General features: G+C 71.7%; 22 protein-coding genes. 10 read left to right on the top strand and 12 right to left on the bottom strand.

All coding sequences use genetic code 11. The features are described from left to right. Positions 1 to 15 precede the first annotated feature (15 nt). Entirely contained in the window at positions 16 to 651 is a 636-nt protein-coding gene (locus tag DPQ23_RS03905; protein ID WP_112873390.1) for a 4-phosphopantetheinyl transferase, read from the top strand. Here DPQ23_RS03905 and DPQ23_RS03900 read toward each other — a convergent pair. Further along, positions 614 to 1,798: a glycosyltransferase family 4 protein gene (locus DPQ23_RS03900; RefSeq protein WP_112873389.1), complete on the bottom strand. Its 1,185-nt coding sequence runs from the start codon at positions 1,796 to 1,798 to the stop codon at positions 614 to 616. The two genes, DPQ23_RS03905 and DPQ23_RS03900, sit on opposite strands and share 38 nt — an antisense overlap. 174 nt (positions 1,799 to 1,972) lie before the next feature. On the opposite strand from DPQ23_RS03900, the gene DPQ23_RS03895 reads away from it, so the two are divergent. After that, positions 1,973 to 2,200 (top strand): hypothetical protein, encoded by a 228-nt coding sequence (locus DPQ23_RS03895; protein ID WP_112873388.1) that lies wholly within the window; start codon positions 1,973 to 1,975, stop codon positions 2,198 to 2,200. On the opposite strand, the gene DPQ23_RS03890 is transcribed toward DPQ23_RS03895, so the two are convergent. The 11 genes from DPQ23_RS03890 to DPQ23_RS03845 all read right to left on the bottom strand — a co-directional run bounded on the left by DPQ23_RS03890 (position 2,194) and on the right by DPQ23_RS03845 (position 15,298). Next, on the bottom strand, positions 2,194 to 2,874 hold the full coding sequence (locus DPQ23_RS03890) for a sugar transferase (protein ID WP_112873387.1): 681 nt from the start codon (positions 2,872 to 2,874) through the stop codon (positions 2,194 to 2,196). The two genes, DPQ23_RS03895 and DPQ23_RS03890, sit on opposite strands and share 7 nt — an antisense overlap. Positions 2,875 to 3,133: 259 nt before the next feature. Then, on the bottom strand, positions 3,134 to 3,961 hold the full coding sequence (locus DPQ23_RS03885; protein WP_112873386.1) for a glycosyltransferase: 828 nt from the start codon (positions 3,959 to 3,961) through the stop codon (positions 3,134 to 3,136). Further along, entirely contained in the window at positions 3,958 to 4,947 is a 990-nt protein-coding gene (locus DPQ23_RS03880) for a glycosyltransferase family 2 protein (RefSeq protein WP_112873385.1), read from the bottom strand. The genes DPQ23_RS03885 and DPQ23_RS03880 overlap by 4 nt, the downstream gene beginning before the upstream one ends. A gap of 134 nt (positions 4,948 to 5,081) precedes the next feature. Continuing rightward, positions 5,082 to 6,629 (bottom strand): exosortase E/protease, VPEID-CTERM system, encoded by a 1,548-nt coding sequence (gene xrtE / locus DPQ23_RS03875; protein ID WP_112873384.1) that lies wholly within the window; start codon positions 6,627 to 6,629, stop codon positions 5,082 to 5,084. Positions 6,630 to 6,700: 71 nt separating this feature from the next. Continuing rightward, positions 6,701 to 6,847: a hypothetical protein gene (locus DPQ23_RS15315; protein ID WP_162630631.1), complete on the bottom strand. Its 147-nt coding sequence runs from the start codon at positions 6,845 to 6,847 to the stop codon at positions 6,701 to 6,703. 143 nt (positions 6,848 to 6,990) lie between these two features. Next, complete coding sequence (locus DPQ23_RS03870) at positions 6,991 to 8,319, bottom strand: oligosaccharide flippase family protein (protein WP_276310545.1); 1,329 nt, start codon at positions 8,317 to 8,319, stop codon at positions 6,991 to 6,993. Positions 8,320 to 8,343: 24 nt separating this feature from the next. Next, positions 8,344 to 9,285 (bottom strand): hypothetical protein, encoded by a 942-nt coding sequence (locus tag DPQ23_RS03865; RefSeq protein ID WP_162630630.1) that lies wholly within the window; start codon positions 9,283 to 9,285, stop codon positions 8,344 to 8,346. A gap of 39 nt (positions 9,286 to 9,324) precedes the next feature. After that, the gene (locus tag DPQ23_RS03860; protein ID WP_112873381.1) at positions 9,325 to 10,158 is read right to left on the bottom strand and encodes an SDR family NAD(P)-dependent oxidoreductase; all 834 of its coding nucleotides are present in this window, start codon (positions 10,156 to 10,158) and stop codon (positions 9,325 to 9,327) included. 24 nt (positions 10,159 to 10,182) lie between these two features. Next, positions 10,183 to 11,766 (bottom strand): GMC oxidoreductase, encoded by a 1,584-nt coding sequence (locus tag DPQ23_RS03855; RefSeq protein WP_112873380.1) that lies wholly within the window; start codon positions 11,764 to 11,766, stop codon positions 10,183 to 10,185. Positions 11,767 to 11,775: 9 nt separating this feature from the next. Then, complete coding sequence (locus tag DPQ23_RS03850; RefSeq protein ID WP_112873379.1) at positions 11,776 to 13,842, bottom strand: acyltransferase family protein; 2,067 nt, start codon at positions 13,840 to 13,842, stop codon at positions 11,776 to 11,778. Between the two features lie 43 nt (positions 13,843 to 13,885). Beyond that, on the bottom strand, positions 13,886 to 15,298 hold the full coding sequence (locus DPQ23_RS03845) for a hypothetical protein (protein WP_112873378.1): 1,413 nt from the start codon (positions 15,296 to 15,298) through the stop codon (positions 13,886 to 13,888). 335 nt (positions 15,299 to 15,633) lie between these two features. Here DPQ23_RS03845 and DPQ23_RS03840 point away from each other — a divergent pair, with 335 nt between their 5' ends. The 8 genes from DPQ23_RS03840 to DPQ23_RS03805 all read left to right on the top strand — a co-directional run bounded on the left by DPQ23_RS03840 (position 15,634) and on the right by DPQ23_RS03805 (position 24,008). Continuing rightward, the gene (locus tag DPQ23_RS03840) at positions 15,634 to 16,497 is read left to right on the top strand and encodes a P-loop NTPase family protein (RefSeq protein ID WP_112873377.1); all 864 of its coding nucleotides are present in this window, start codon (positions 15,634 to 15,636) and stop codon (positions 16,495 to 16,497) included. Continuing rightward, positions 16,498 to 17,961 carry a GumC domain-containing protein gene (locus DPQ23_RS03835; protein WP_112873376.1) on the top strand — a complete coding sequence of 488 codons (1,464 nt, stop codon included), beginning with the start codon at positions 16,498 to 16,500 and terminating at the stop codon, positions 17,959 to 17,961. Beyond that, positions 17,931 to 19,139, top strand: coding sequence for a GDSL-type esterase/lipase family protein (locus DPQ23_RS03830; protein WP_112873375.1), 1,209 nt, complete (start codon positions 17,931 to 17,933; stop codon positions 19,137 to 19,139). Before DPQ23_RS03835 ends, DPQ23_RS03830 begins: the two co-directional genes overlap by 31 nt. 115 nt (positions 19,140 to 19,254) lie before the next feature. Beyond that, a complete protein-coding gene (locus DPQ23_RS03825; protein WP_162630629.1) occupies positions 19,255 to 20,310 on the top strand; it encodes a glycosyltransferase family 61 protein in 1,056 nt (351 codons plus the stop codon). Continuing rightward, positions 20,307 to 20,921 (top strand): serine O-acetyltransferase, encoded by a 615-nt coding sequence (locus tag DPQ23_RS03820; RefSeq protein WP_112873373.1) that lies wholly within the window; start codon positions 20,307 to 20,309, stop codon positions 20,919 to 20,921. The genes DPQ23_RS03825 and DPQ23_RS03820 overlap by 4 nt, the downstream gene beginning before the upstream one ends. Positions 20,922 to 20,988: 67 nt before the next feature. Further along, positions 20,989 to 22,515: an AMP-binding protein gene (locus tag DPQ23_RS03815; protein ID WP_112873372.1), complete on the top strand. Its 1,527-nt coding sequence runs from the start codon at positions 20,989 to 20,991 to the stop codon at positions 22,513 to 22,515. Next, positions 22,502 to 22,729 carry an acyl carrier protein gene (locus tag DPQ23_RS03810; RefSeq protein ID WP_112873371.1) on the top strand — a complete coding sequence of 76 codons (228 nt, stop codon included), beginning with the start codon at positions 22,502 to 22,504 and terminating at the stop codon, positions 22,727 to 22,729. The genes DPQ23_RS03815 and DPQ23_RS03810 overlap by 14 nt, the downstream gene beginning before the upstream one ends. Then, positions 22,710 to 24,008 (top strand): type III PLP-dependent enzyme domain-containing protein, encoded by a 1,299-nt coding sequence (locus DPQ23_RS03805; protein WP_240602403.1) that lies wholly within the window; start codon positions 22,710 to 22,712, stop codon positions 24,006 to 24,008. The genes DPQ23_RS03810 and DPQ23_RS03805 overlap by 20 nt, the downstream gene beginning before the upstream one ends. Positions 24,009 to 24,073: the final 65 nt, after the last annotated feature.

The following is a 24,073-nucleotide window of genomic DNA, read 5'->3' as shown; positions in this document are numbered from 1 at the left end:
CGCGGGGCGCCTGTGATGTCGGGGGCTGCGGCCGTCAGCCCCGCCCAGGCGGCGGCGGTTCAGGCGGCGGTCGCGGCCCTGCTGCCGCCGGGCTGGGCGGCGGCGGTGTGCCGGCTTGCGGATGCTCCTCCCCTCCTCGCGGCCGAGGCCGCCTGCGTCGCCGGCGCCGTCCCCCTGCGCCGGCAAGAGTTCGCGGCCGGGCGCGCCGCCTTGCGCCACGCGCTGGCGGCAGGGGGACTGGCGGTGCCCGGCCCGATCCTGCCCGGACCCGACCGCAGGCCGGTCCTGCCTGCCGGCCTGACCGCCAGCCTCGCGCATGACCGGGGGCTGGCGCTTGCCGTGGCGGGGCCGATCGGCAGCCACTGGCCCGGCGTCGATGTCGAGCCGATGGACGCCGGCCTGTCCGACCTGGCGCGCGCCGTCGCGCCGTTCGATGGCTGCGGCGCGCTGGCCGCCTTTGTCGCCAAGGAGGCCGCGTTCAAGGCGCAGTTTCCCGAAACCGGCGCCTTGCTGGAGTTTTCGGACGTGGCGCTGACCGTGGTGTCCGATGACATGGTGGCGCGGATGCCGGGCGGGGTGGCGCACGGGCGGCTGCTGACGGCCGCGGGGCGCATCATCGCGCTGGCGTGGTTTCCGCGATCAGCGCCGTAAGGCGGCGCGCCGATTCGGTCACGTCGTGACGCGCGATCACCCGCGCCCGGCCGGCCTGCCCCATCGCGGCCCGCTGATCGGCACTTGTGCCCGCCACCTCGACCATCGCGTGCGCCAGGGGCGCGGCATCGCCGGGCGCGACAAGCCAGCCGGTCTGCCCCGGCACGACCAGTTCGGGAATGCCGGCGATCCAGGTGGACACCACCGGACGGGCCAGGGCCATCGCCTCCATGATGACCACGGGCAGGCCCTCGGCAAAGCTGGGCACGACCAGGGCATCGGCCTGCGCGATCTGCGCCCGCACCTCGGCAGGCGACAGCCAGCCGGTCAGGCGCAGGGCCTCGCCCAGGCCGGCCCGCAGCGCCTGCGCCTCGATGGCGCCGCGCAGCGGCCCGTCCCCCACCAGGGTCAGCGTCAGGTCGGGATGCACCGCGCGCGCCGCGATCAAGGCCGGGACCAGCAGGCCGAAACCCTTCTGCTCGGCCAGTCGCCCCACGGCGACAAGGCGAGGGGGGCCGGGCGGCGAGGCCGTGGGGGTGAACTCGTCCAGGCTCAGGCCGCAGTGAACCACGCGCAGCCGGTCCCAGTGCGCCGGATCGACCCAGCGCATCAGCTGCGAGCGGCCAAAGCGGCTGACCGCGACCGTAAAGGCGGCTGCCGCGGCCTTGCCGGCAAGATCCAGCGCCTCGGGGCGGTCGAACTCCTCGGGACCGTGGACGGTGACGCTGAATGGGGGACCGCCGAACAGCCGGGAAAAGGCCGCGACGCGTGCCGGGTTGGTCCCGAAATGCGCGTGCACATGCGTTATGCCGCGGGCCCGGCACAGATCGGCCAGCATCCGGCCCTGCGCGGCATAGGCCATCATGCGCCGCAGCGGCGCCTCGCCCGCCGCGGCGCGCGCGCGCGCCAGCGGCAGCGCGCGGCCTGCGCGCAGGGCCGCGCGCGCAAGCGCCGGGCGATCGTCGTTGAGGTAGACGGTCTGCGCCTGTTCCTCGGCAATGCCTGGATCGGCCGGCGCCTCGTCGGGCCGGCGCGCGGCGATTCGCGTGACGGCCATGCCCCTCTGCTCCAACGCGTGGATCTCTCGCCAGATAAAGCTGTGGGAGCCACGCGGATAAGTGTTGACCAGATAGGCTATCGGCTGCATCAATACATCCGTGACACGTTGAAGTTGAGTTTAGGCTAATTTTCGCCCATGTTTAAGGTCTTCTTAGGCAAATTTTGGTCAAATGACGTTGTTCAAGATCTGTCGCGCTTGTCGTCAGACGCAAACGCGATTTTAAGTTGAGGTGAGGAAAGTGTCCCAGCCTGTGATCCTGCGATGCGTGCGATGACTGGCAGTCTGATCCTGTCCGCCCTTCTGGCCTTGGCGGCCGGGCTGGCGATGGTCGTCTGCACGGGTTCGATCACGAAGGCGGTGTTGGCTTATGCGGGGGTGGGCGTTCTCGCGATGCTGGTATTCGCCGTCATGCGATTAGCCTGTGTCGCGCGCCAGGATCGTGGCCGGCCTGTCCGGCTGCAAACGGCTGGCAGGCCAGTCGGTCAGTAACCCGTGCAGCGCAGCACCACCCCGACGGTGCGAAACAGGATTCGCATGTCGGTCATGAACGACATCTGGGCCGCGTAGAGGGCGTCGAACGTTGCACGCTGGGCAAAGGCCGAATCGTTCCGGTCGCTGACCTGCCACATGCCGGTCACACCGGGGCGCAGGCGATAATAATCCGTGCCCGGGTACAGCTGCGCCTGTGACAGCAGCATCGGCCGCGGGCCGACCATGCTCATGTCGCCGATCAGCACGTTGTAAAGCTGCGGCAGTTCGTCCAGCGAGCTTTTCCGAAGGAAGGCCCCGATCGGCGTGATCCGCGGGTCGTTCTTCAGCTTCTGGTCGCGGTCCCACTCGAGCCGCGCGGCAGGGTCGCTGTCCAGGTACTGCTGCAGCGCCTTGTCCGCCTCGGGGACCATCGTGCGGAGCTTGAACAGGCGGAATGCCTTGCCGTTCCGCCCGGCGCGCAGCTGGGTATAGAACGGCTTGCCGCCGCCCATCAGAATGGCCAGCGCCAGGATCACCAGCAGCGGCACCACGAACGGCGCCACGGCCAGCACGGCCGACACGTCAAGCGCCCGCTTGACGCGGCGCGCATAAAATCCATCCGCCGGAGAGGGAGTGACCTCGGCGTCCGCAATGTCCAGATCGCCTGCGTTCAGTGTCCCGATTCGCTTCATTATGGTCCCTCCTTCGGCTGGCGTGACACTCGGTTGGGAGGCGTTAGAAATAAAGGAAAAATTTGATCGATTGGTCTGCGAAAAGCGGGTAATCTTCTGCGATGCGCAGTGTAAGTCCATGAAAGATAACAGACGTTTTCAGGGACCCTGCCCTTATGGTCAGGCGACGTGCAAGGGAAATCCTCAACCATTTGGCGAACAAGGCCACAAATGGATGAAAGCGGAACTTTATATAATGAAAAGAATGGGTTGGTGCAGATCAGCGGCCACGGGTCCAGGCTGACCCCTGACGCCTGAGACGAACCGCCCCAGCCACCGCCGCATAGATCACGAATCCGGAAACATCCGTCAGGGCAAGTCGGAAAATTGTCGCACGTGTCGGGCGGTCCTCGGTCGTTCCCGAGGCCAGCGCCGGATAGCGCTGCGCGATCTCGGCGACCCCCGCGTTCTGGCGGCGACGCACGACGACCAAGGCGCCGAACCCCTCGACCGCCGGCCACAGGTAAGGGGCATCGACCAGAAGGCGCTCGGCCGGCGCAAACTGCAGCCGGACGAAGGTGTCATCCGAGATGATGCCCGGAAACTGACCCCAGCGCGCGCGGCCTGCGCCGTTCACCCCGAACAGCCCCGCTCCCGGCACGCCCTGCGCGACAAAGGGCAGGCGCGTCCAGAACCGGGCATAGGCGCGGGTGATCGGGCTGCGGGCGGGCGCCACGACAAGCCGCCCGCTGGCATAGGCCGCCTGCGGCCGGTCCAGGGCCTCCGCCAGCCCGGCCAGCAGGCCCGGTCCCAGCGTGATGTCGGCATCCAGATAGACACGCGCCGGGTAAACGGCGCAGGCGTCCCCGTGGTTCAGCGCACCGGGCTTGCTGCCCTGCGCAAGATCCTCGACCCGCAGCGTCCAGCCGCGCGCGGCAAAGGCCGCGGCATGGCGCCGGGCGCGGTCCGCGGTGTCGTCGCGGCATCCGTTGGCCACGACAACGATCTGAACCTTGCCGGCGTGATCCTGCGCCAGCAGGCTGGCCAGACAACCGTCGATCCACGCGGCCTCGTCATGGGCCGGGATGATGATGCTGAGAGGGGTCATTTGTACTCGATCAGCCGGTCGCGTCGGCGGCCCGCCAGCCGGCGCATGTGGTATTCGGCCACGCCCAGGGCCTCGGCGGACTTGCCCAGCATCATCAGCCCAGCACGGCGCAGGCGGTGGGGGCGGCCGGTCCGGTCGCGCCGCGCAAGGCGCAGCCCCTGCAGGGGCCAGACCAGCGCCAGCGCCCAGCCGGCCGGGTGCAGGGCCCCCGCCACCACGACCGCCAGGGGCAGGCCCGCGCCCCAGATCAGGGCGCGCCGCGTCTCGGCCCGCCAGAAGCCCTGCCCGTCCGCCCGATGACGCCACGACACCTCGGCAAAGGCGTGGCCGCCCCGGCGCATGCGCCGCCACCACTGGCCAAAGCGGTCCATCGCGGCATCATGGCGCGTCATCGGGGCGTCAAGGCGCGCAATGCGCCAGCCGGCGCGGCGCAGGCGCAGGCACAGTTCGGGCTCCTCTCCGGCGATAAGGGTGGGGTCAAACCCGCCCACAGCCGCCAGCGCGTCGATCCGGGCCAGCATGTCGCCGCCCACGGCCAGTGCGGGGCCGACCGGCGTGTCCCATTCGACATCGCACGCCAGGTTGTACAGCGATCGGTCCGGCGCAACCTCGGCCCGGCGTCCCGCCACGCAGGCCAGCCACGGATCGGCGGCCAGCGCCGCCCGGCCGCTGTCCAGCCAGCCGGGCTCGACGATGCAGTCGCCGTCCACGAACTGCACCAGCCCCGACGCCCCCAGCGCGCGGGCGCGGTCCAACCCGGCATTGCGGGCCCGCGCGGCGGTAAAGGGCTGCGCCATGTCCAGGGCCACGACGTCGGCGCCCGCGCCGCGCGCCCGCGCCAGGCTGTCGTCGGTCGAGCCGGAGTCGACATAGACCAGCGGCGTTGCCTGCCCGGCCAGCGAGGCAAGGCAGGCCGACAGCCGCGCCCCTTCGTTGCGGCCGATGACCACCGCGGCGGGCGGATGCAGGGGGTCTGGATCGGGCATCGGGCGTCCTGTCCGTGTCGGCGCAACGCTAGCACACGCAGCGGTTGCGGCAAGCCCGGCCGCACCGGACCGGGTCCAACGGCGGTCGGTGTGGCAATCCGACCGCCGCCGCCCGTATTCAATGCGCCGGGGGCTCAGACCACCGCCCAGTTGCCCGACAGGGCCGCCGCCGCGGCCGTGACCAGATTGGCCGCTGCGTGCGCCCAGACGGCATCGGCCAGGCGCATCCGGCGCAGATAGACGGCCCCGAACACCAGCCCCACGACAAGGGCCGCCGGGTGCGCGTGCAGCAGCGCAAACAGCGCGGCGGAGACGACCAGCAGCACAAGCCGTCCTGTTCTGGTGCCCCCGAGGGTGCCGATCAGGAAGCCGCGGAACGCCGCTTCCTCGACCAGCGGCACCAGCAGGATCGCGCCCGCCAGGCGCGAGACGATCCACAGCGCCGACAGGGCGGGCGGCAATGCGGCCAGTGCTGCGGACAGCGCCGGGTCGGCGGCAGCCGTGGCCGTGACCAGCCAGAAGGCCCCCGCCATCAGCCCCGCCGCCACCGGCACGGCCGCCGGCCGCCAGTCCAGCCCGCGCCAATAGGGGATGAACAGGGCCAGCGCCCCCGCCACAGCCAGCGCGCGGGCGGGATAGGCCAGCGACGGCACCGACACCAGGGTCGCCGCGGCAAGCCCGGTCAGCAGCATCACGATCAGCGGCACCAGCATCGCCGCCGCGGGGTCGCGGCGCATCGGCGGCAGCGGGGCTGCGGCAAGACCCGTCGCGGGCCGGGCGAACACCCCATGGCCAACCCCGATCAGCGCAAAGCTGAGCAGGGTGAACGTCAGCCAGCCCGCGTGGCTGTGAAACCCGTCCACCGCCAGCTGCGGCGAGACCCGCGCCCCGATCCAGACCAGCACCGCGATCCGCAGCACGTTCAGCACGAAGCTGGCCGCGATGCCGATCGGGATCAGGACCAGCGCCTGCGGCAAGGCCAGCCGGTCGCGGAACAGCGTGAGGTAGACGGTCAGCATCAGGGTGATCAGGGCAAAGCCCTGCAGCCCCGAGCAGGGGCCGCCGACCTCGACGAAGAACGCATCGAAGCCCAGGATCAGGGCGTCAGGCTCGACGTGCAGCGTTCCCGGAACAAGCGTCAGCAGGCGCGCCACCAGGTCGAAGGTCAGGCGCGTCAGCGCGGGCCAGTCCCAGGCGTATTCGGCCAGCGCCGTCAGCTCGGGCGAGATCAGGGCCAGCAGCAGCACCCCGGCCATGACCGGGCCGGCGCCGCGCACCGCCCCCGTCCAGTCGCGCAGGCCGCCCGCAGATCCCAGCACGGCCGCGGCCATCAGGCCCAGCCCGACCGCCCACAAAAGGGCAAACAGCGGCAACAGCGGCTCGAACGCCGGGGTCGGCGCCAGGGCCGGCAACAGCGCGATCGCCAGGCCCGCCAGCGCCAGAAGGACAGACCGGCGAGCAAACAGCCCGCCCGATCCGCCCCGCTGCCACAGGAACCCGAAGGCACGCCGCCGGGCCGGGATGGCAAGGGCAAGCACCGCCATGACGGCCAGCGCGCGGCCCAACCCGTCGCGCACGGCATCGCAGGCCGCCTGGTTGCCGAAGGTGGGACAGTCGATGTCGCGGATGAATTGATAAACAAGGGCAATAAGAAACAGCTGAACCAACAGCAGCGCGGACATGGCCCCCAGGCGCTGCAGGTTTGTCCAGCCCGGCGTAAGAACTGCCGGGCTGGACAAGGCCGTTGTCGTGGTCAGGACCGGACCGACCGGCGGCGGCGGTCCCACAGCAGCAGGCCCAGCGCGACGACCGCCATCGCGGCGCCAGTGCCGTTGTACAGGTCGATCTCGGGCACGCGATGGACCGGCGGGCGCGTCGGCCACCACCAGGGCTTTGCCATGGCCGGGCTGGACAGGGCCGCGACAGCGGCTACGGAGGTTGCAAACAGACGATGCATTGGGCAATCACCTCAGGATAAAAAACAGCGTAAGGCGATCCTAGGGTCGGCGAAAATCCGCGCAACTGTCTGTTTGGACAGGTCGCCTAGAACAGTCCCACGACCTGACTCGGGCGAACAAAGGCGGCGGCGATGGCCAGCCCCGCCGCAACAGCCAGCACGTCATGCAGCGGGTCCCAGGCCCCGTGGCGGCGGGCCAGCCAGACCGTCGCGGGATACGCCAGGATCGCGCCCAGGGCCTGCCCGGCCAGCCCGCCCGCCAGGCCCCAGTGATGCACGCCAAGCCAGAACAGCCCCAGGAACAGCACCGCCCGGATCACCGTCAGCGCAAAGAACCGCCGCGAATCGCCAGCGGCCAGCGCCGACTGGTCATAGCTGAGCAGGATGATCTGCGGGATCGTGGCACAGGCGATCAGCCGGACCATCCCGCCCGCCGTGGCATAGCGGTCGTCGTACAGCACCTCGACCAGCCACGGCCCCAGCGCCGCCATCACCGCCAGCGCGCCCAGGAACCCCGCCGTCAGCGCCATGCGGATGCGGCGGACGCGCAGGAAGTTCTCGTGGCTGAGGCCGGGGGGCGATTCGCGATAGATCGGGATCATCACCCGCCAGATCACCGTCATGCCCATCTGCAGCGCAAAGCTGGCCAGGAAGAACGCGATGTTGTAGAGGCCCAGGCCCGCCAGGCTGAGGTACTTGCCCAGGATCGCCTTGTCACCCTGGGCCAGCCCGAACCCCACGATCGTGCTGGGAAAGATCCACTTGCCAAAGCCGATCATCTCGCGCGCCGCCGCCGCATCCCACCGGAACCGGTTGCGGTGCCCCGGCAGCATCCGGTCGGCGGCGATCACCTTGACCACCGCCCCCAGCACAAGCGCGATCACCAGCGCCCAGGCCGACTGCATGACCATCGCCAGCGCCACGGTCATCGCGGTGGTGACAAGCTGGCACAGCATTTCCATCCGGGTCAGCTGGCCCAGCCGCAGATGGCGATTCGCCTCCTCGATGCGGGTGGTCTGAAGGCCCCAGATGACCGAGGTGAACCCCGCCACCGGCAGGTAGAGCGCCAGCTCCGGCACCTCGTAGAACTGCGCGGCAGGCCAGGCCAGCGCACAGCACGCCAGCCACAGCGCCACGCCCCGGATCGCCTGCAACGTGAAGGCCGTGTCCAGGAACGCCGGGTCGTCGCCGCGCTTGCTTTGCAGCACGGCCGGGGTGATGCCCACGTCCGAGAAATTGTTCAGGCCCTGGATCATCACCATGACCAGGGCCATGACGCCGAACACCTCGGGAAACAGCAGGCGCGTCAGGATCAGGTTCGACACCAGCCGGATGCCCTGCGACCCGAAGACGCCGATGATCGTCCAGGCCGACCCGCGGGCCGCGCGGTGCAGAAGGCTCTCGCCCCGGCTCATCCGTGTCAGTGCGGCGCGCATGGATCAGCCGGCGCCCGGCGCCATCGCCGCCCAGATGCGGTCTGCAAGCCCTTCGTAGCCTTGCGCGACCACCGGCTCGATCCCTTCGGGGACCGTGAACCCGGCCGGCGGCCGTTCGCCATAGACCGCCGCATAGGTGACCATCGCCGCCAGCAGATAGGTCGTCGCGGTGCCATGAGGCGAGATGTCGGAATAGAACGCCTCGACTGGCAGGGCGGCCAGGTCGGGCTGCGTCATCAGCTCGGCCATGACGCGGCTGACCGGGATCAGCCGGATGTCGCGGCCCGGGCGCTCGCGGTTCAGCGCCGCGACGAACGCGCGGTTCCAGTCGTGATACTCGCCCTGTGCAAAGGCGTGATAGCGGGCCAGCTCGCGCGGGCGGGGCGGAAAGCTGCGGACGAGCGGGGTCATGTCGGGCCAGCCCTCATAGATCCAGAAGGGCGTGGCGGGGTTCGCCGCGGCCACCCAGTCGGTGACGGCAAGCGTCGCGCTGACCGGCGATTCGCCGGTGGGGTTGTCGCCTTCATAGCGACGCTCGGGCCCCCGATAATGGACATAGTTCTCGGTGTTCAGGATCACCAGGTCATAGCGGGCGGCGTCCAGCTTGCCCCAGCCGGTGGTGACGGGACGCGCCTCCTTGAAGGCCCAGTTGCCGGTGGGCGGAAGGTCGGCCGAGAACTGGCGCGGAAAGCCCCACACCCCGTCCACGGCAAAGGATTTTCCCGCATGCCGCGCCATCAGCGCCAGCCAGTGGGGCACCGTGGTGGTGTCGCTGTCGGTCAGATGATGGACAAGGCTGTTGCCGAAGAACAGCACCCGCGCCTGATCGCGCACCGGCCAGGGTTCGGCCACCGCCGGCGTTGCCGCTGCCGTCATCAGAACCGCCGCGATCACGCGGCGCAGTCGCGCCAGTCCCATCGTCTCACCCGCCCCGTCCCGTGACATTGCCGCCACCCGATAGCATGGCAGGCCCACCGCCTTCCATCACAACCTTAGCGGTTGCACCGGCAAACGCATCAAAAGCAGATCCTTCAGCCGCTGCGCGGTCCCGCGCGGCGGCAGCAGCTGCCTGTCCCTGAGGAACACGGCCCCATGCAACGCCGGGTTGTTGTCCAGGGCCAGATTGGCGCCCCACACGGCGGCCGTCGCCGGGTCCAGCGAGTCCGGCAGGCCCATGCCGGTCCGCAGGACGCCGGGAAGCCATTCGCTGATGACAATGTCGGGCAGGCGCGCGCGGGTCTCGGCCGCGAGCGCCGGGGTCAGGGCGCGCACGGCGGCCTTGCTGACGCTGTAGCCCAGGCTGCCGGCAAGCGGCTCGCCCCCGGCAAAGCTGCTGACATTGACGATCCGCCCGCGCCCGCGCGCCGCCATCCCCGGCAGCACGGCACTGGCCGCGTTCACATAGCCGTTCAGATTGATGGCAAGCTCATCCACCACGGCTTCGGCCTCGACCGCCAGGAAATCGTGGCGGCGATAGACGGCGGCGTTGTTGATCAGGATGTCGATCGGGCCGATCCGCTGCTCTGTCTGCGAAACGATGTCGCGCAGCCGCTGCGCGTCGCGCACGTCGCCGGTCAGCGGATGGAACAACCCCCCGGCGCACAGTGCCCCGGTCGCGGCCAGCGAGTCGGGCCGGCGGGCGACGCCGATGACCGTCACGCCGCGATCGGTCAGTTCGACCGACAGCGCCCGCCCCAGGCCGGAACTGGCGCCGGTCACCAGCGCAACCCGGCCGCCCCCCGACCCGCCCGCCTGCGCGGTGCGACCGTCCACGGTCGGCCGGTCGGCCGGAGCCACCTGCCGATCAGCGCCTCGCATATCCTCCACCGTCCTGCCTCGTCCCTATCGCCCTGCCGGCTGGCCCTGCCTGCGGGCGATCACGTCGGCAACGCGCAGGGCGTTGGCCGCAATGGTCAGGCTGGGGTTCACCCCTGTCGAAGTGGGCATGAAAGAGGAATCTGCCACATAAAGATTGTTAATTCCATGCGCCCTGCAATCGCGGTCCAGCACGCCGCGCCGGGGATCGTCGGAAAACCGCAGCGTGCCGCAGGGATGGGCCAGGTTCAGTTCCGGCTGCAGCGACAGAAAGATCGACCGAATGCCGCGCAGCCCCTGCTTGATGCGGCGGCGAAACAGCGCCCGCCGCGCGCGCAGGTCGTCGGACAGGCGATAGACAAAGGTGAAGGCGTCGGGATGCGCCGGGTCGTGGGTCACGCGGTTGTCGTCCAGCGGCAGATCCTCGAGGATGCCGACGAACACCCGCGCCTCGCCCAGCAGGCGCGCCGCGATCAGCGCCGGGATGCGCGTGAACTCGCGCCCCGGCCGGAACCGGCGCAGGACCGAGCGGTCGTAGCGTTCGTTCAGCAGGTGCACGATGTTGCCATAGCTGGCGGGCACCCCCAGCGACTGGAACAGCCCGAGGCGGCGCCCCTCGTGCGCATAGAAATCGCGCAGGCACAACGTCTTGAGCGGTCCTGTGCGGTCCAGGCCGCGCGGCGGCCAGATCGCCACCCGCTCGCCCAGGTGGAACATCAGCCCGCGGCCGACCAGCCCGCTTTCGTTGGCGCAGCCCTGCGGCCAGGTGCGCCCGGCCGAGGCCAGCAGCAGATGCGGCGACCCCAGCGCCCCCGCGGCCAGCACGAAGACCTGCGCGCGCAGCGTCACGGGCACGCCGGCCGTCTCGGCCTCGACATGGGTGATGCGGTCCGGCCCGCCGCACAGGCGCCGCACGACGGTGTCGCCCAGAAAGGCCGCGCGGCCCGTGGCCAGCGCCGGTTCGACCCCGGCCGAGCGTCCGTCCTGCTTGCAGTCGCGCGGGCATTTGTGGCCGATGCACTCCATGCAGCCCGGACCGCCCCGAATCGCCAGGTGCATCCGGTACGGGTGCAGGCCGCGCGCCTGCAAGCGCTCGACCAGCCCTGTCTCGGCCGGCGACAAGGGGGGCGGGTCGCGCAGGGGGGCCACCGCATCGGGCCGCAGCGGGTCGGGCGTGCCCGACAGCGCCATCAGCGCCTGCGCGCGGTCGAACCAGGGGCGAAACTCGTCAAAGCCCACCGGCCAGCCACCCGTGGGGTGCGGCATTGCGGCGGTCGATTCCAGGTCGTGCCGCTCGGGGCGTTCCAGCGAGGCGGCGTAGAAGACCGAGGTCCCGCCCGGCCCGGTGCCCTGCATCGCATAGTCGGTGACGGGCCTGCCATCGAAGCGGCCGCGCAGCCGGGTGGGCCAGCAGCCGTGCAGGCTGCGGGCAAAGGCGTCGTCATCGGCGCAGTCAAGGGCGTTGACGGCGCGCCTTGGTCCCTCGCGCCCGCGATCCACGAACAGCACGGACAGCCCCGCCTCGGCCAGCGCGCGGCCGCACAGCCCGCCGCCCATCCCGGCGCCGATCACGATCACGTCCCAGACCTTGTCCATCGCCGCCTTGTCCATCGCCGGACCCTAATGCGCCCACAGCGGGGCGAACAGCGCCGAAAGGCCGCGCGCGCCGGTGTTGGTCAGGTGGTTGTTGTCGAAATAGACCGGCGCGGGCCGGTCCGCGTCGGGCCGGACGCCCAGGGCAAGGCAGCGGGCCGCATCGCACAGGCCGGGCCAGGGGTCGAGAATGGCGACCTGCCCCGCCGCCTCGGCCGCGCGGAACGGGGCAAGGCCGGTGTCGTCGCGGGCCTCGGCCACAGGGCGGGGGACCGAAAGCGCCTCGGGCGGGATCGGCACGCCGCGCGCCATGGCGCGCGCCACGTCGGCCGAGCGATAGCGCGGCAGTTCCGGCACCTGCCGCAGCACGAACAGCCGCCGCCCGGGCGCGGACAGCGCCGTCAGGGTGCGCGCGACCGCATCCGCATAGGGGTCGCCAGGGGCCTGCCCCGCCACGTCGCCGCCTGCCGGGGCGAGGCCCGCGGGCGGCGCCCCGACGGGCGGCGCCGGTTGCCGGGCATCGGGCTGCGTCGTCAGCGCGATCCGGTTGTCCGCATCCACCCCGCTGCCCGCCCCGGTGGCGTAATAGCTCCAGCGCCCGACCAGCAGGATGGCGGGAACGTCGGTGTGCGCCATCGCTTGCGCGATCTGGCGGTTGGCGGCGGAACAGGCGGCGTCCTCGGCCCGCGTCGCCGCGGTTTCGCGCTTGTCCACCCCGAACAGCGGCGGGCAACCCGCGTGCCAGATCAGCAGCACCGGAACCCCGGCGCGATGGGCGGCCTCGTCCAGCCCCTCCTTGATCGCGCGCAGGTGCGAATCACCCCAGGCGAGCACCTGCGGCGGGCCGTCCGGCCCCAGCGCGCAGGTCTCGACCCCCGCCCAGGGGCCGTCCCGCGCCGTGGTGCAGCGCGACCAGTCCTGGATGAAATCCTGCGCCGCGGCGGCATGGACCAGAACCTGCGGGCCGAACCGCTCGGGCAGGCCCGCGCGCAGGAAGGGCCAGGCGCCCAGCGCCAGCAGGCCGCCCACCCCCACCACGACCCCGGCCGCCAGCGCGCGCGGCGGCAGCAGCCGCGGATCGCGCGCCGGACGTTCCACAAAGCGCCAGGACAGCCAGGCCAGCGCGAACGACAGCGCGATCAGCCCGGCGCGCACCGGCGCCGACAGGTCCGGGCCCAGCACGAACAGCGACAGGCTGCGCACCGGCCAGTGCCACAGATACAGCGAATACGAGATCAGCCCGATCATCACCATCGGCCGCAGCGACAGCAGCCGGTTGACGGCGTTCCCGTCGCGCCCGTTCAGGATCAGCAGCACCGTGCCGGCGACCGGAACCGCCGCCACCCAGCCCGGAAACCCCGCCCCGGGCCGGATCAGCACGACCCCCGCCAGCACCAGCCCCAGCCCCAGCGCGGACACCGGCCAGCCCAGCCGCGCGGGGCCGGCACGCTCGTCGCGCATGGCCAGCAGGACGCCGGCCAACAGTTCCCAGGCGCGAAACGGAAACAGGTAGAAGGCCGCGACATGATGGCTGCGCGTGCCCAGGACCGAGGCCGCCAGCGACGCCGCGGCCAGCGCGGCAAGAACCGCCACCGCCGCCCGGGGTCTGCGCGCCAGCACCAGCAGGACCAGCGGCAGGACCAGGTAGAACTGCTCCTCCAGCGACAGCGACCACATGTGCAGCAGCGGCTTTTCCTCGGCCGCGGCGTCGAAATAGCCGGCCTGGCGATACTGGTGGATGTTGGCGGCGAACAGGGTGGCGGCAATCAGCGACTTGCCCAGCTCGCGGAAGTCGTGGGGCAGCAGCACGGCATAGCCGACCGCCCAGACCGCCAGCGCCATGACCGACCAGGCCGGTGCCAGGCGCCGGAACCGGCGCAGCCAGAACCGACCCAGCGCGATCCGGCCGCTGCCGCTGGCCTCGCGCCACAGGATCGCGCCGATCAGATAGCCCGAGATGACGAAGAACACGTCCACGCCGACGAACCCGCCCCCCAGGCCCGGAACGCCGAAATGGTACAGCACCACCGCCAGCACGGCGACGGCGCGCAGCCCGTCGATCTCGGGGCGATAGCTCAGCGCGGCATGGCTCATGCGGTCGCCCCCGCGCAGCGGGACCGCGGGCAGGGCGGCGCCGTCACGTCAGGATCACGCGCAGGGGCTCGGCCCCGCCGCGCGCCGGGGCCGCGGCGGCGGCGGTGCTGTCGGTCTGCCGCCGCACGGCCCAGCCGGCCAGCACCCCGGCCGAGACCCAGGTCAGCGAGGTCAGCGTGCCGTTGGGGATCAGGTCGACCAGGTTGGCGGCCAGGATCAGCGCCAGCCCCGCCGCCGGGATGTCGGACGACGACGCGGCGCGGCGCACGGCCCGCCCGGCCCGCAGGACCGACCCCGACAGCAGCCCGAACATCCACAGGAACCCGATCAGCCCGCCGCCCGACATCTGCACGATCCATTTCCCGTCCGTGACGGTGGTCACGCGGCCGCTGAACGGATCGACCTCGTGGTTGCGGTTCCAGCCGCCCCAGCCTGTCAGCGGCTTTTCGGCCGCGCGGGCCAGCAGCACGTCCTCGTTCATCAGCCGGAACTCCAGCGACCCGCCGCGATCGGCGTCCAGGCCCATGACGAAATCGCTGACTGCGCGGACGGGAAGCGCCTCCACCCACCGCAGCAGCGGATAGAACAGCACGACCAGCGCCAGCACGGCGGCCAGCCGGAACTGGACCCGGGGGGGCGCCAGCAGGATCAGCGGCACGAGGAGGACCGCATAGAGGATCGAGGCCAGGCTCTTGCACAGCACCAGCAGCACCAGCAGGCCGGCCAGGATCGCCAGCCGCCGTCCGCGCGCCGCGCCGTCGATGGCGCGGTCGCGCAGCCGCACCGCCGCCGCCAGCACGGCCGACGCGGTGAAGATCGCCACCCACAGGCCATGGGTCAGGAACACCATGGGGCGGAACCCGCCATAGCGCATCATCTGCCCGAAATCATGCGCGAAGAACCCGTAGACCCAGACGTTGATCTGCGGGCTGACCCGGATTTCCAGCAGCATCAGCGGCGCATAGGCCAGCGCGCCCAGCACCAGCGCCCGCAGCCACGCCCGCAGGGCCTGCGGCGAGGACAGCACCAGATAGCCCAGGATGAACGGGATGATGTCGATGGCGGCGGCAATCGCCCCGGTGAAGCCGTCATAGGGGCCCATCGGACGGCGAAAGCTGACGCCGTCGATCAGGGGCTCGGTGTTGGCCATCGCGGTCAGCACGGGCGACAGCACGCCCATCGCCAGCATCACCTTGATCCAGCCGGGCATGGCCGGGGCCGGCCCGGCGCTGCCTGTTCCCAGGATCAGCACGCCCGCCAGCGCCGACAGCGCCGCGACCGAGTTCTTGTCCAGTAGGGGCACCATCGGCAGGTCGATGCCGACCACTGGGGGCAGCGCCAGATACCCGCCCAGGATCGTCCAGATGACCGCGTTGACGCGGTCCAGGCGCGAAAACAGCACCGCCGCCACCATCGGCCACAGTGTCAGGACGATCAAGCCCAGCGGCGAATGCACCGTAAACCCTCTTTGCCTTACAACCGGCGCTAGCATAGGCAGGCCGCGCGCCCGGGCAACCCTGTCCGAAAAGACAGGCCTTCATTGAAATGATTGCATTTTCATCTGAAAATGCGCGACATCGACCCAGGCGCCATGCAATCTCTCGTTGAGAGAGCAGGAAAGTCGCGTATTATTCAAGACGAAAGCAAACCGGGGATATCGTGGACGGCACCGCAAAGAACAGTCGTGCGGCGAAGGCGCTGCACGGGCACCGATCGGCCGATCTGGACAGGGGCGCGGTGGTGCCCTCTCCGGTGTCCCCGTCCCTCCCTCCGGGCGCGCCAGGGGCGCCGATGGCCGATCCGCCGCGCGGCGGCAGGCAGCAGGAATCGCATCCGCAGGGCGAGACCGTGCCCCTGCCCCGTGACGCAGCCGTGATGCCGACGGGCACGCCGGCCGCCGCGACGCTTGCCGGCAGCACGGGCCGTCCTGCCGCAGGCGCCCCGCGGGCCGCGCCCGGCGAAACCGATCAGGCGCGCAGCCCCCAGGGCGACGCCTGGGCCACGCTGCTGCCGCTGGCCTGGCCGCACGGCGCGGCCCTGCGCCGCAGGCTTGCAGGGGGGCCGCCCGGCCATCCCGGCCTGGCCGCCACCCACCCCTATGACGTGCTGCGGACGCGCGCGCTTCACGTGATGGCGGATGCCCACTGGTCACGCCTGGGGGTCACGCAATCCAGCCCGGGACCGGCCTCGGCCACGACGGCGCTGAACCTGGCGCTGGCCGCCGCGCGCCGGCCGGATCAACGCGTGGCGCTGGTGGACCTGGACCTGGAACGCCAGCCGGTGCTGGGCCTTCTGGGCCAGACCCTGACGGCGCCGAACGGACCGACCCGCAGCTGCCGGTCGCGGGTGCAGCCGAACCTGGCGCTGATCAGCTTTGCGGCGGCGGCCGGGCGCGGGTCCGAAACGCTGCTGGCCGAGCAGTTCCACCGCCATGTCGCCGACCTTCTGGCCGAGCTTGCGCCCGACCTGGTCGTGGTTCATGTCCCGCCGATCCTGGCGGGCGATGCCGGCATTGCGGCGGTCGAGATGGTGGACACCGTGCTGATCGCCGTCGACGGCACCCAGGACACCGCCACGAGCGTGCGCGGTGCCGAACGGCTGGTGGCGGCGCGCCGTCCCGTCCTGGGCCTGTTTCTCTATGATGCCGAGGGCTGAATGGGACCGATCGTCGGACTGCGCGAACTGATCTCGATGCTGGTGCGCCGCGCGCCGCTGATCGCGGCCGTGCTGGTCGCGGGCATCGTGGCCACGCTGACCTATGCCACCTCGCTGCCGCGCACCTACCAGGCCATCGAGGTGATCCAGCTGCAACCCTCGGCGATGCAGGGCGTGGCGACGGGCGGGCAGCTCTCGGATGCGCCCGCGCGGCTGCGGCTGATCGAGCAGCGGGTGATGACCCGACAGAACGTGATCGACATGATCGCGCGCCACCACCTGTTCGACGACGCGCCCGAGATGACCGAAGGCGACCGCATCGCCCGGTTCCGGCAGGATGTGCGCATCGACCTGATCCCGTCCGCGGGCGCGCCGGGGGCGGATGCGGGGGTCTCGGCGCTGATGGTCACGGCGAACGCGGGGACGGGGGCCACCGCCGCGGCCGTGGCCAACGACATTGCCGACCAGATCGTCGAGGGCAACCGCAACGTGGTCGTCCAGCGCCTGGCCGACCTGGTCGCCGCGCTGAACGTCGAGGATCAGCGCCTGCTGGCGCAGACAGCCGCCCTGCGGGAGGAGGTCGAGGCCCTGCGCCGGGACGAGGGCGAGGCCCTGCCCGAGAACCTCGAGGTGCTGCAGACCGAAATGACCACCCTTCAGGTCCAGCGCGTGGACACCACGCGCAGCATCCAGACGCTGGAACGCGAGCGCCTGACGCTGGAGGTCAGCGGCGGCAGTACCGAGGGCGGCAACGCCACCGTGTCGTTGTCCGAGCAGATCGGCCGGCTGCGCGTCGATCTGGCGCAGGCCCGCCGTCGGCTCAGCAATACCCACCCCGAGGTGCTGCGCCTCGAAGCCCAGATCGAGGAGTTGCAGCGCGGCGGGGTCAGCAACCTGTCGCCCGGCGTCCAGCGCCAGGTGGCCCTGATCGACGACCAGCTGTCCACCATGGAGGATGAGCGGACCGCGCTGGACAGCCGGCTGGCCGATATCGACCGGGCCATCGCCCGGATGCCCGAGGTCGCGCAGCGGCTGGACACGCTGAACCGGCGGCTGCAGGCGCTGGACACCCAGCGCGACGCGGTGGCGACCCGTCTGGCGGCGGCCCGTCTGGACGAGGGGCTGATCTCGGGCGAGCATGGCGAGCGGATGGTGATCCTGGAACGCGCGGCGGTGCCCGAGCAGCCGCAGTCCTCCAGCCGCCGGCGGGTGGCGGTGCTGGGGCTGGCGGGCAGCATGGGGGCGGCCCTGCTGCTGGCGCTGCTGCTGGAACTGGCGCGGCCCATCCTGCGGACCCCGCGGCAACTGGAAAAGGCGCTGGGGATCGGCGTGATCGCGGTCGCGCGGCGTGTGCCCACGCCGGCGGAACGGACGGCCGGACTGGTCCGCCTGGCTGTCACGGTGGCGATCCTGGCCGCGGGCGCCTGGTATTCATGGCGGCTGATCGTGCCGCCCGTGGCGTGACCCCTTTCCGCACGGCCGCCGCCCGCGTCCCCCGGCCCCGGCCTGCCGGCTGGGGCGGCGGGGCTCGGTCGCCCCTGCGCGTGGCGGTCGTGGCGACGGCTCTGCTGGCTTGGGGCGGAACCGGCGCTGCACAAGCGGACAACGACTGGGCCGAGGTGCCGACGCGGGTGCAGGGCCGGGTGGCAATCCAGAACGGAAAGATTTTCCACCAGTGGCCCGCCATCCGGGCCGAAGCCGAGTTCACCGGACCCAAGGCGGCGCTGGCCCTGTCCGACAGCCCCGCGCGCTATCGCGTGACGCTCGATCCCGGCGCGCCGGACACCTCGGTCGTGGTGCTGGACCGTCCTCCGGCGGGCACGCTGGATCTGGCGCCCCGCGGTCCGGGTCCGCACCGGCTGACGATCGAGACGCTGGGCGAGACGCCCGACGCGCCTGGCGTCCTGCCGCGCCTGCTGGTCCCCGCGGCAGAGGCGGCGCGGCCCGCGCCCGCGTCCCCAAGGCGCCGCATCGAGGTCATCGGCGATTCCGACAGCACCGGCCACGGCATTCTGCATGACGGCCGGGACTGCGACGAGGCGACGACGCGGGCGTCCAGCGACAGCACCGCCGCCTGGCCGGCGCAGGTGGCCCGCGCGCTGGGGGCCGACCTGCGGCTGCACGCCGCAACCGGCCTGGGGCTGATCCGCAACTATGGCGGCGCGGCGCCGGACCGCACCCTGCCCGCGCTGTATCCGCGCACCCTGTGGGCGGGGGAGGGACCGAGGGTCGACACGCCGCCGACTGGCGCTGACCCCTGGCAGCCGCAGTTGATCGTGGTGGCGATCGGGTCGAACGACTTCGCCTCGCCCCTGCAGCCCGGCGAGCCGTGGGACAGCCCGCGCGCCGTCGGCCGCGATTTTGCCCCGGCCCTCGCCGAGTTTCTGGCCGAGGTGCGGGCGGGCGCGCCGGATGCCGCCATCCTGCTGGCGGTCTGGCCCGAATACGGCCGCCCCTATCTGCGCGCGCACCGTGCGGCGCTGGACCTGCGGGCCAAGGCGGGCGACCACGCCGTCGCCCTGCTGGCCCTGCCCCGGATGGGCAAGACCGCCTGCGGCTGGCACCCTTCGGTCGCCGATCACGCCGCCATCGCCCAGCGGGTGCTCGACCATCTGGCAGCCCAGCCGGCGGTGTTCCGGTGACGGCCGCGCCCCCTGCCCGTCCGGCAGAGCCGGCCGTCGAGGGCCTGCGCCGGCCAGTGGTCCGGCCGGACCGCCGGCCATGGCCCCGCCGGGCCGTTCAAAAGGAGAACGCGGCATGATCTCGATTCGCCCCGGCCTGAACGCGGTGCTGTCCCGGCTTGGCCGGGCGGTGCCCGACATCCTGTCCCGGGCCGAGGTCGCCGACGTCGAACCCGGCGGCAGCCTGGCCGTCGCGCCGGTCCTGTGCCTGCCCGGCATGATGGACCGGATGCGGGGGACCGAATTCGCCTCGCCGGCCGACGTGATGCAGCATTTCACCGGCGGCTTTGATGCGCCCCAGCCGCCGACGCGGGCCCTGCGGCTGCGCGACGTCGATCTGGTGAACGGGGTGCTGTACGCAGGCGGGGCGTCGCGCCACCTGCAGCCGCGCCACGGTCACGCTGCCTGGTACCGCTCGCCCCCCGCCGCGGGACGCGCGACGCTGTATGAAAGCTGGATCGGCAACACCTATTTCGGCAACTGGCTGGCCGAGGATTGCGTGACCTGGCTGCTGGCCGAGCGCCTGGCCGACAGCCCCATCGCGACGACACGGTCGCCCCCGCCGGCCGGGCACATGACCGATTATCAGGCGCGGCTGGGGATGGACCCCGCGCCTCTCAGCTCGGGCCGGTTCGAGGAGTTGGTGCTCTACGACGATCACGGCGCCAACCCGGGCCAGCAGGCCCGCGCCGCCGAACAGCGGCGCCGGCTGATCGCGGGCGCGGACGCGACGCCGCATCCCGGCGTGTTCATCCTGCGCGGCGACAGCGGGATGAAGCGCATCCTGGCCGACGAACAGCGACTGGCCGAGCGGCTGGCCCGCGACCGGGGGCTGACCATCCTGGACCCCCGGCGCGACGATGCCGCCACGATCATCGCGGCCTGCGCCGGCGCCCGCATCGCCGTCGGGAACGAGGGCAGCCAGCTGGCCCATGCGCTCGTCTCGATGGCGCCGGGCACGGGCCTGCTGACGATCCACCCCCCTGACCGGGTGAACGGCGGACTCAAGCTGATGACGGACCGGCGCCTTCAGGATTACGGCATCCTGATCGGGACCGGCTCGGCCCGTCACTTTGCGGTGGAGGGCGACGAGCTGATGGCAACCTTTGATCTGATGGCGGACGCGGCATGACGGGCACGGGACCCCTCCCGGGCGGGACCGCCGGCGACGTGCCGGGCGCCGCCGGCGCCGAGCCCTATCGCCCGCTGCCGGACCTGCGCAGCCTGCACGCGGCGATCCACGGCGACTGGGTTGTCCATGGTCGGCGCCTGCAGGAGCCCGCCTTCCTGGCGATGGCGACGTTCCGCTTTGGCCAGTGGGCAATCTCGCGCCAGCACCGCTGGTCGCGGGCGATCGCCGGCAAGACCTATGGGCTGCTCAACGTCTTCGTTGCCGGGTGGACGCGGGTGTTCATCCCGCCCCAGACCCGGATCGGGCGCGAGTTTCACATCGTCCATTGCGAAGGCTCGATCTCGATCCACCCCGCTGCCGTGATCGGCGAGCGGTTCGGGGTGATGCACAACGTCACGATCGGCACCAACATGGGGCCGGGCGCGCCGGTGATCGGAAACGACGTGTTCGTGGGCGTCAACTCGTGCGTGCTGGGGGCGATCCGCATCGGCGACCGGGTCCGCATCGGGGCGAACACCGCGGTGACGACCGACGTGCCCGACGACTGCATCGCGGTGGGATCGCCCGCCCGCATCATGCCCCGCCTGGGGCCGCTGAGCCGCGGGTCCTGACGATGACGGGCCACCACGACCACAGGGCAACGGACGGGCGGCGCGATGCCCCCGCGGGGGAAACGCCATGACGCCGCTTGCCATGACCCTGCACGACCTGCTGGCCGACAACCTGCCCGCGCGCGCCGACGCCCCCGCGATCATCGAGCCGGACCGCACCGTCACCTACGCCGCCCTGATGGCCGAGGCGGCGGGCGTCGCAGGCTGGCTGGCGGCGCGGGGCGTGGCCCGCGGCGACCGTGTGATCGTGCATCTGCGCAAGTCGGCGTCCGAGGTGGCGGCGATGATGGGGGCGGCACGAATCGGCGCGGTGGTGGTCAACGTCAACGCGCAGTGGACGGCCGACCAGCTGGGCTATGTCATCGCCGACAGCCAGGCCGCGGCGGTGCTGACCGGCCCCGCGCAGGCCGCCCGCCTGGACCCCGGCGCCCCCCCGGTGCTGCTGCGCGGGCCGCAGGGTTGGGCCGATGCCGGGCCGCCGCCGCCGCCCGCCCCGGTGCTGGACAGCGATCTGGCGATGATCCTCTACACCTCGGGATCGACCGGGCGGCCCAAGGGCGTGATGCTGACGCATCACAATGTCCTGACGGGCGCCCGCGCCGTGTCGCGCTATCTGGGGCTTTCGCCCGACGACCGGCTGGTCAGCGTCCTGCCCTACAGCTTCGACTATGGGCTGAACCAGCTGACGACGATGCTGCTGCTGGGCGGCACGGTCATCCATCAGCCCGTCCCGATGGCGGCCGAGATCGTGGCCACCGTCAACCGCCACGGCGCGACGGGGCTGGCCTGCGTGCCGCCGCTGTGGGGGCAGGTGGTGCGGCATCTGGCCGACAACCCCACGCCCATGCCCACGCTGCGGCGCGTGACCAACACCGGCGGCAAGATCCCCGACCCGATCCTGGCCCTGATGCCGCAGGTGTTTCCCGGCGTGGCGATCCACCTGATGTACGGTCTGACCGAGGCGTTCCGGTCCACCCACCTGCCGCCCGCACTGTTTGCGGCCAAGCGCGGCGCGATCGGGCGCGCGATACCCGGCGCCGACATCCGCGTGCTGCGCCCCGACGGGACGCTGGCCGGCCCCGGAGAGGAGGGCGAGCTGATCCACGCCGGGCCGCTGGTCAGCCCGGGGTACTGGCGCAGCCCCGAACAGACCGCCGAGAAGTTCCGGCCCTGCCCCGCCCTGGGGGGTGTGCGGGTCGTGCATTCCGGCGACACGGTCCGCATGGATGCGGACGGCGACCTGTGGTTCGTCGGACGCCGCGATGCGATGATCAAGACGATGGGCTTCCGCCTCAGTCCCGAAGAGGTCGAGGAGCATGCCTACGCCAGTGGCCTTGTCGCGGACGCCGTGGCCTGGGGGGTCGACGACGATGCCCTGGGGCAGGCCGTGCATCTGGCCGTCAGCCCCCGCGACGGCTATTCCGAGGCGGCGCTGGTCGCGCATTTTCGCGCCCATGCCGCGCATTACATGATACCCCGGCGCATTCACGCATGGGACGGCCCGATGCCCCGGATTTCCAGCGGCAAGCTGGATCGGAAATCCGTGGCGGCGGCCAGCACCCCCAAGGACGGAGCCCCTGATGACCCAAGATGAGCTGTTGTATTTCCTGCGTCGCGTCGCCGGCGACGACAGCGTGGCGCCGGACACGCCGCTGTTTTCCTCGGGGCTGATCGACTCGATCGCGATGATGCAGGTGATCGGCTATATCGAGGACCACGGCCATGTCCGCATGGGGACCGAGGACGTGACGCTGGAGAACCTGGACACCGCGAACCGGATGCTGGCCCTTGTCGCCGCCCGCCGCTGAGCCCGCGGGGGTCGTGGACGGGGCGGCCTGCGACCTGTCGCCGGCCGACGACGCCATGCTGGCGCGCGCGGCCGCGGGGGGCACGCCCGTCTATCTTTACGACCTGCGCCGGGTGGCTGCGCGCGCGGCGCGGCTGCGGGCGGCCTTCGGCGGGCGGGTGGGGCTGAGCTTTGCGGTCAAGGCCAACCCCAACCCGGTGCTGCTGCGGGCGCTGGGCGGGATGGTGGACGGGCTGGACGTGTCGTCGGGGGGCGAACTGGCACAGGCCACCGCCGCCGGCTGGGACGCGGGCCGCATCAGCTTTACCGGTCCCGCCAAGCGCGACCCCGAAATCCGCGCCGCGCTGGCGGCGGGGATCGGGGATCTGGTGGTGGAATCGCTGGCCGAGGCGCGCGCGGCCGATGCCATCGCGGGCGAAATGGGCCTGCGGCAGTCGGTCCTGGCCCGCATCGCCCCCGACCGCGTGCCCAAGGGCTTCGGCGACCAGATGGCGGGGCGGCCCAGCCCCTTCGGCATCGACGCCGAAGAGGCCGCCGACACGCTGGCGCAGATCGCGGCGCTGCCCAATTTGCGGCTGGCGGGTCTGCATTTCTATTCCGGCACCCAGTGCCTGCGGCCCGAGGCGGTGGTCGAGAACTGGCGCATCTTCATCGCCCTGGCGCGCGCGCTGGCGCCGCTGTGCGCGGACGGTCCGCTGCGGCTGATCCTGGGGGCGGGCCTGGGCATTCCCTATCACCTGACCGACACGCCGCTGGACCTGTCGGCGGTGGCGGGCGACATCGCCCCCGACCTGGACGCGCTGGCGGCCGAGGGGCGGTTCGCCCGCCCCGTGCTCGAACTCGGGCGCTATCTTGTCGGCCCGGCCGGGTGGTTCCTGACCCGCGTGGTCGCGGTCAAGGACTCGCGCGGGCAGCGCATCGCGCTGTGCGACGGGGGCATGAACGCGCATCTGGCGGCCAGCGGGCATTTCGGGATGGTGATCCACCGCAACTATCGCCTGCATCTTGTCGGCGGCAGGGACGGCGGCGGCGACGGCGAAATCGAGCCGGTGAACCTGACAGGCCCGCTCTGCACCTCGATCGACCGGCTGGCGCAGGGGGCGATGCTGCCACGGGTGGACCCCGGCGCGCTGATCGCCCTGCACATGAGCGGCGCCTATGGCCCCACGACCAGCCCCGTGCATTTCATCAGCCACCCCATCCCGCGCGAGGCCGTCGTGACCGAGGGCGGAGAGATCCTCGCCGCCGACTGGCTGCCGCAGTCCGATCGGCCGAGGTGACGGGCGGCATGGCGCGGCACAAGGCGCGCCGGGCCGGTCCCGTTGCGCCGCGGCGGCGGTTGCGC

This window comes from Paracoccus endophyticus, from assembly GCF_003286075.1.
GTDB classification, from domain to species: Bacteria; Pseudomonadota; Alphaproteobacteria; order Rhodobacterales; family Rhodobacteraceae; genus Paracoccus; species Paracoccus endophyticus.
The sequence above is the reverse complement of the archived record's forward strand: the minus strand, read 5'-3'. Positions and strand labels throughout refer to the sequence as shown.

Coding starts and splice junctions, on each gene's coding strand:
- DPQ23_RS03905 (WP_112873390.1), top strand. CDS start 16: ATGTCGGGGGCTGCGGCCGTCAGCCCCGCCCAGGCGGCGGCGGTTCAG.
- DPQ23_RS03900 (WP_112873389.1), bottom strand. CDS start 1,798: ATGCAGCCGATAGCCTATCTGGTCAACACTTATCCGCGTGGCTCCCAC.
- DPQ23_RS03895 (WP_112873388.1), top strand. CDS start 1,973: ATGCGTGCGATGACTGGCAGTCTGATCCTGTCCGCCCTTCTGGCCTTG.
- DPQ23_RS03890 (WP_112873387.1), bottom strand. CDS start 2,874: ATGAAGCGAATCGGGACACTGAACGCAGGCGATCTGGACATTGCGGAC.
- DPQ23_RS03885 (WP_112873386.1), bottom strand. CDS start 3,961: ATGACCCCTCTCAGCATCATCATCCCGGCCCATGACGAGGCCGCGTGG.
- DPQ23_RS03880 (WP_112873385.1), bottom strand. CDS start 4,947: ATGCCCGATCCAGACCCCCTGCATCCGCCCGCCGCGGTGGTCATCGGC.
- xrtE (WP_112873384.1), bottom strand. CDS start 6,629: ATGTCCGCGCTGCTGTTGGTTCAGCTGTTTCTTATTGCCCTTGTTTAT.
- DPQ23_RS15315 (WP_162630631.1), bottom strand. CDS start 6,847: ATGGCAAAGCCCTGGTGGTGGCCGACGCGCCCGCCGGTCCATCGCGTG.
- DPQ23_RS03870 (WP_276310545.1), bottom strand. CDS start 8,319: ATGAGCCGGGGCGAGAGCCTTCTGCACCGCGCGGCCCGCGGGTCGGCC.
- DPQ23_RS03865 (WP_162630630.1), bottom strand. CDS start 9,285: ATGTCACGGGACGGGGCGGGTGAGACGATGGGACTGGCGCGACTGCGC.
- DPQ23_RS03860 (WP_112873381.1), bottom strand. CDS start 10,158: ATGCGAGGCGCTGATCGGCAGGTGGCTCCGGCCGACCGGCCGACCGTG.
- DPQ23_RS03855 (WP_112873380.1), bottom strand. CDS start 11,766: ATGGACAAGGCGGCGATGGACAAGGTCTGGGACGTGATCGTGATCGGC.
- DPQ23_RS03850 (WP_112873379.1), bottom strand. CDS start 13,842: ATGAGCCATGCCGCGCTGAGCTATCGCCCCGAGATCGACGGGCTGCGC.
- DPQ23_RS03840 (WP_112873377.1), top strand. CDS start 15,634: ATGGCCGATCCGCCGCGCGGCGGCAGGCAGCAGGAATCGCATCCGCAG.
- DPQ23_RS03835 (WP_112873376.1), top strand. CDS start 16,498: ATGGGACCGATCGTCGGACTGCGCGAACTGATCTCGATGCTGGTGCGC.
- DPQ23_RS03830 (WP_112873375.1), top strand. CDS start 17,931: ATGGCGGCTGATCGTGCCGCCCGTGGCGTGACCCCTTTCCGCACGGCC.
- DPQ23_RS03825 (WP_162630629.1), top strand. CDS start 19,255: ATGATCTCGATTCGCCCCGGCCTGAACGCGGTGCTGTCCCGGCTTGGC.
- DPQ23_RS03820 (WP_112873373.1), top strand. CDS start 20,307: ATGACGGGCACGGGACCCCTCCCGGGCGGGACCGCCGGCGACGTGCCG.
- DPQ23_RS03815 (WP_112873372.1), top strand. CDS start 20,989: ATGACGCCGCTTGCCATGACCCTGCACGACCTGCTGGCCGACAACCTG.
- DPQ23_RS03810 (WP_112873371.1), top strand. CDS start 22,502: ATGACCCAAGATGAGCTGTTGTATTTCCTGCGTCGCGTCGCCGGCGAC.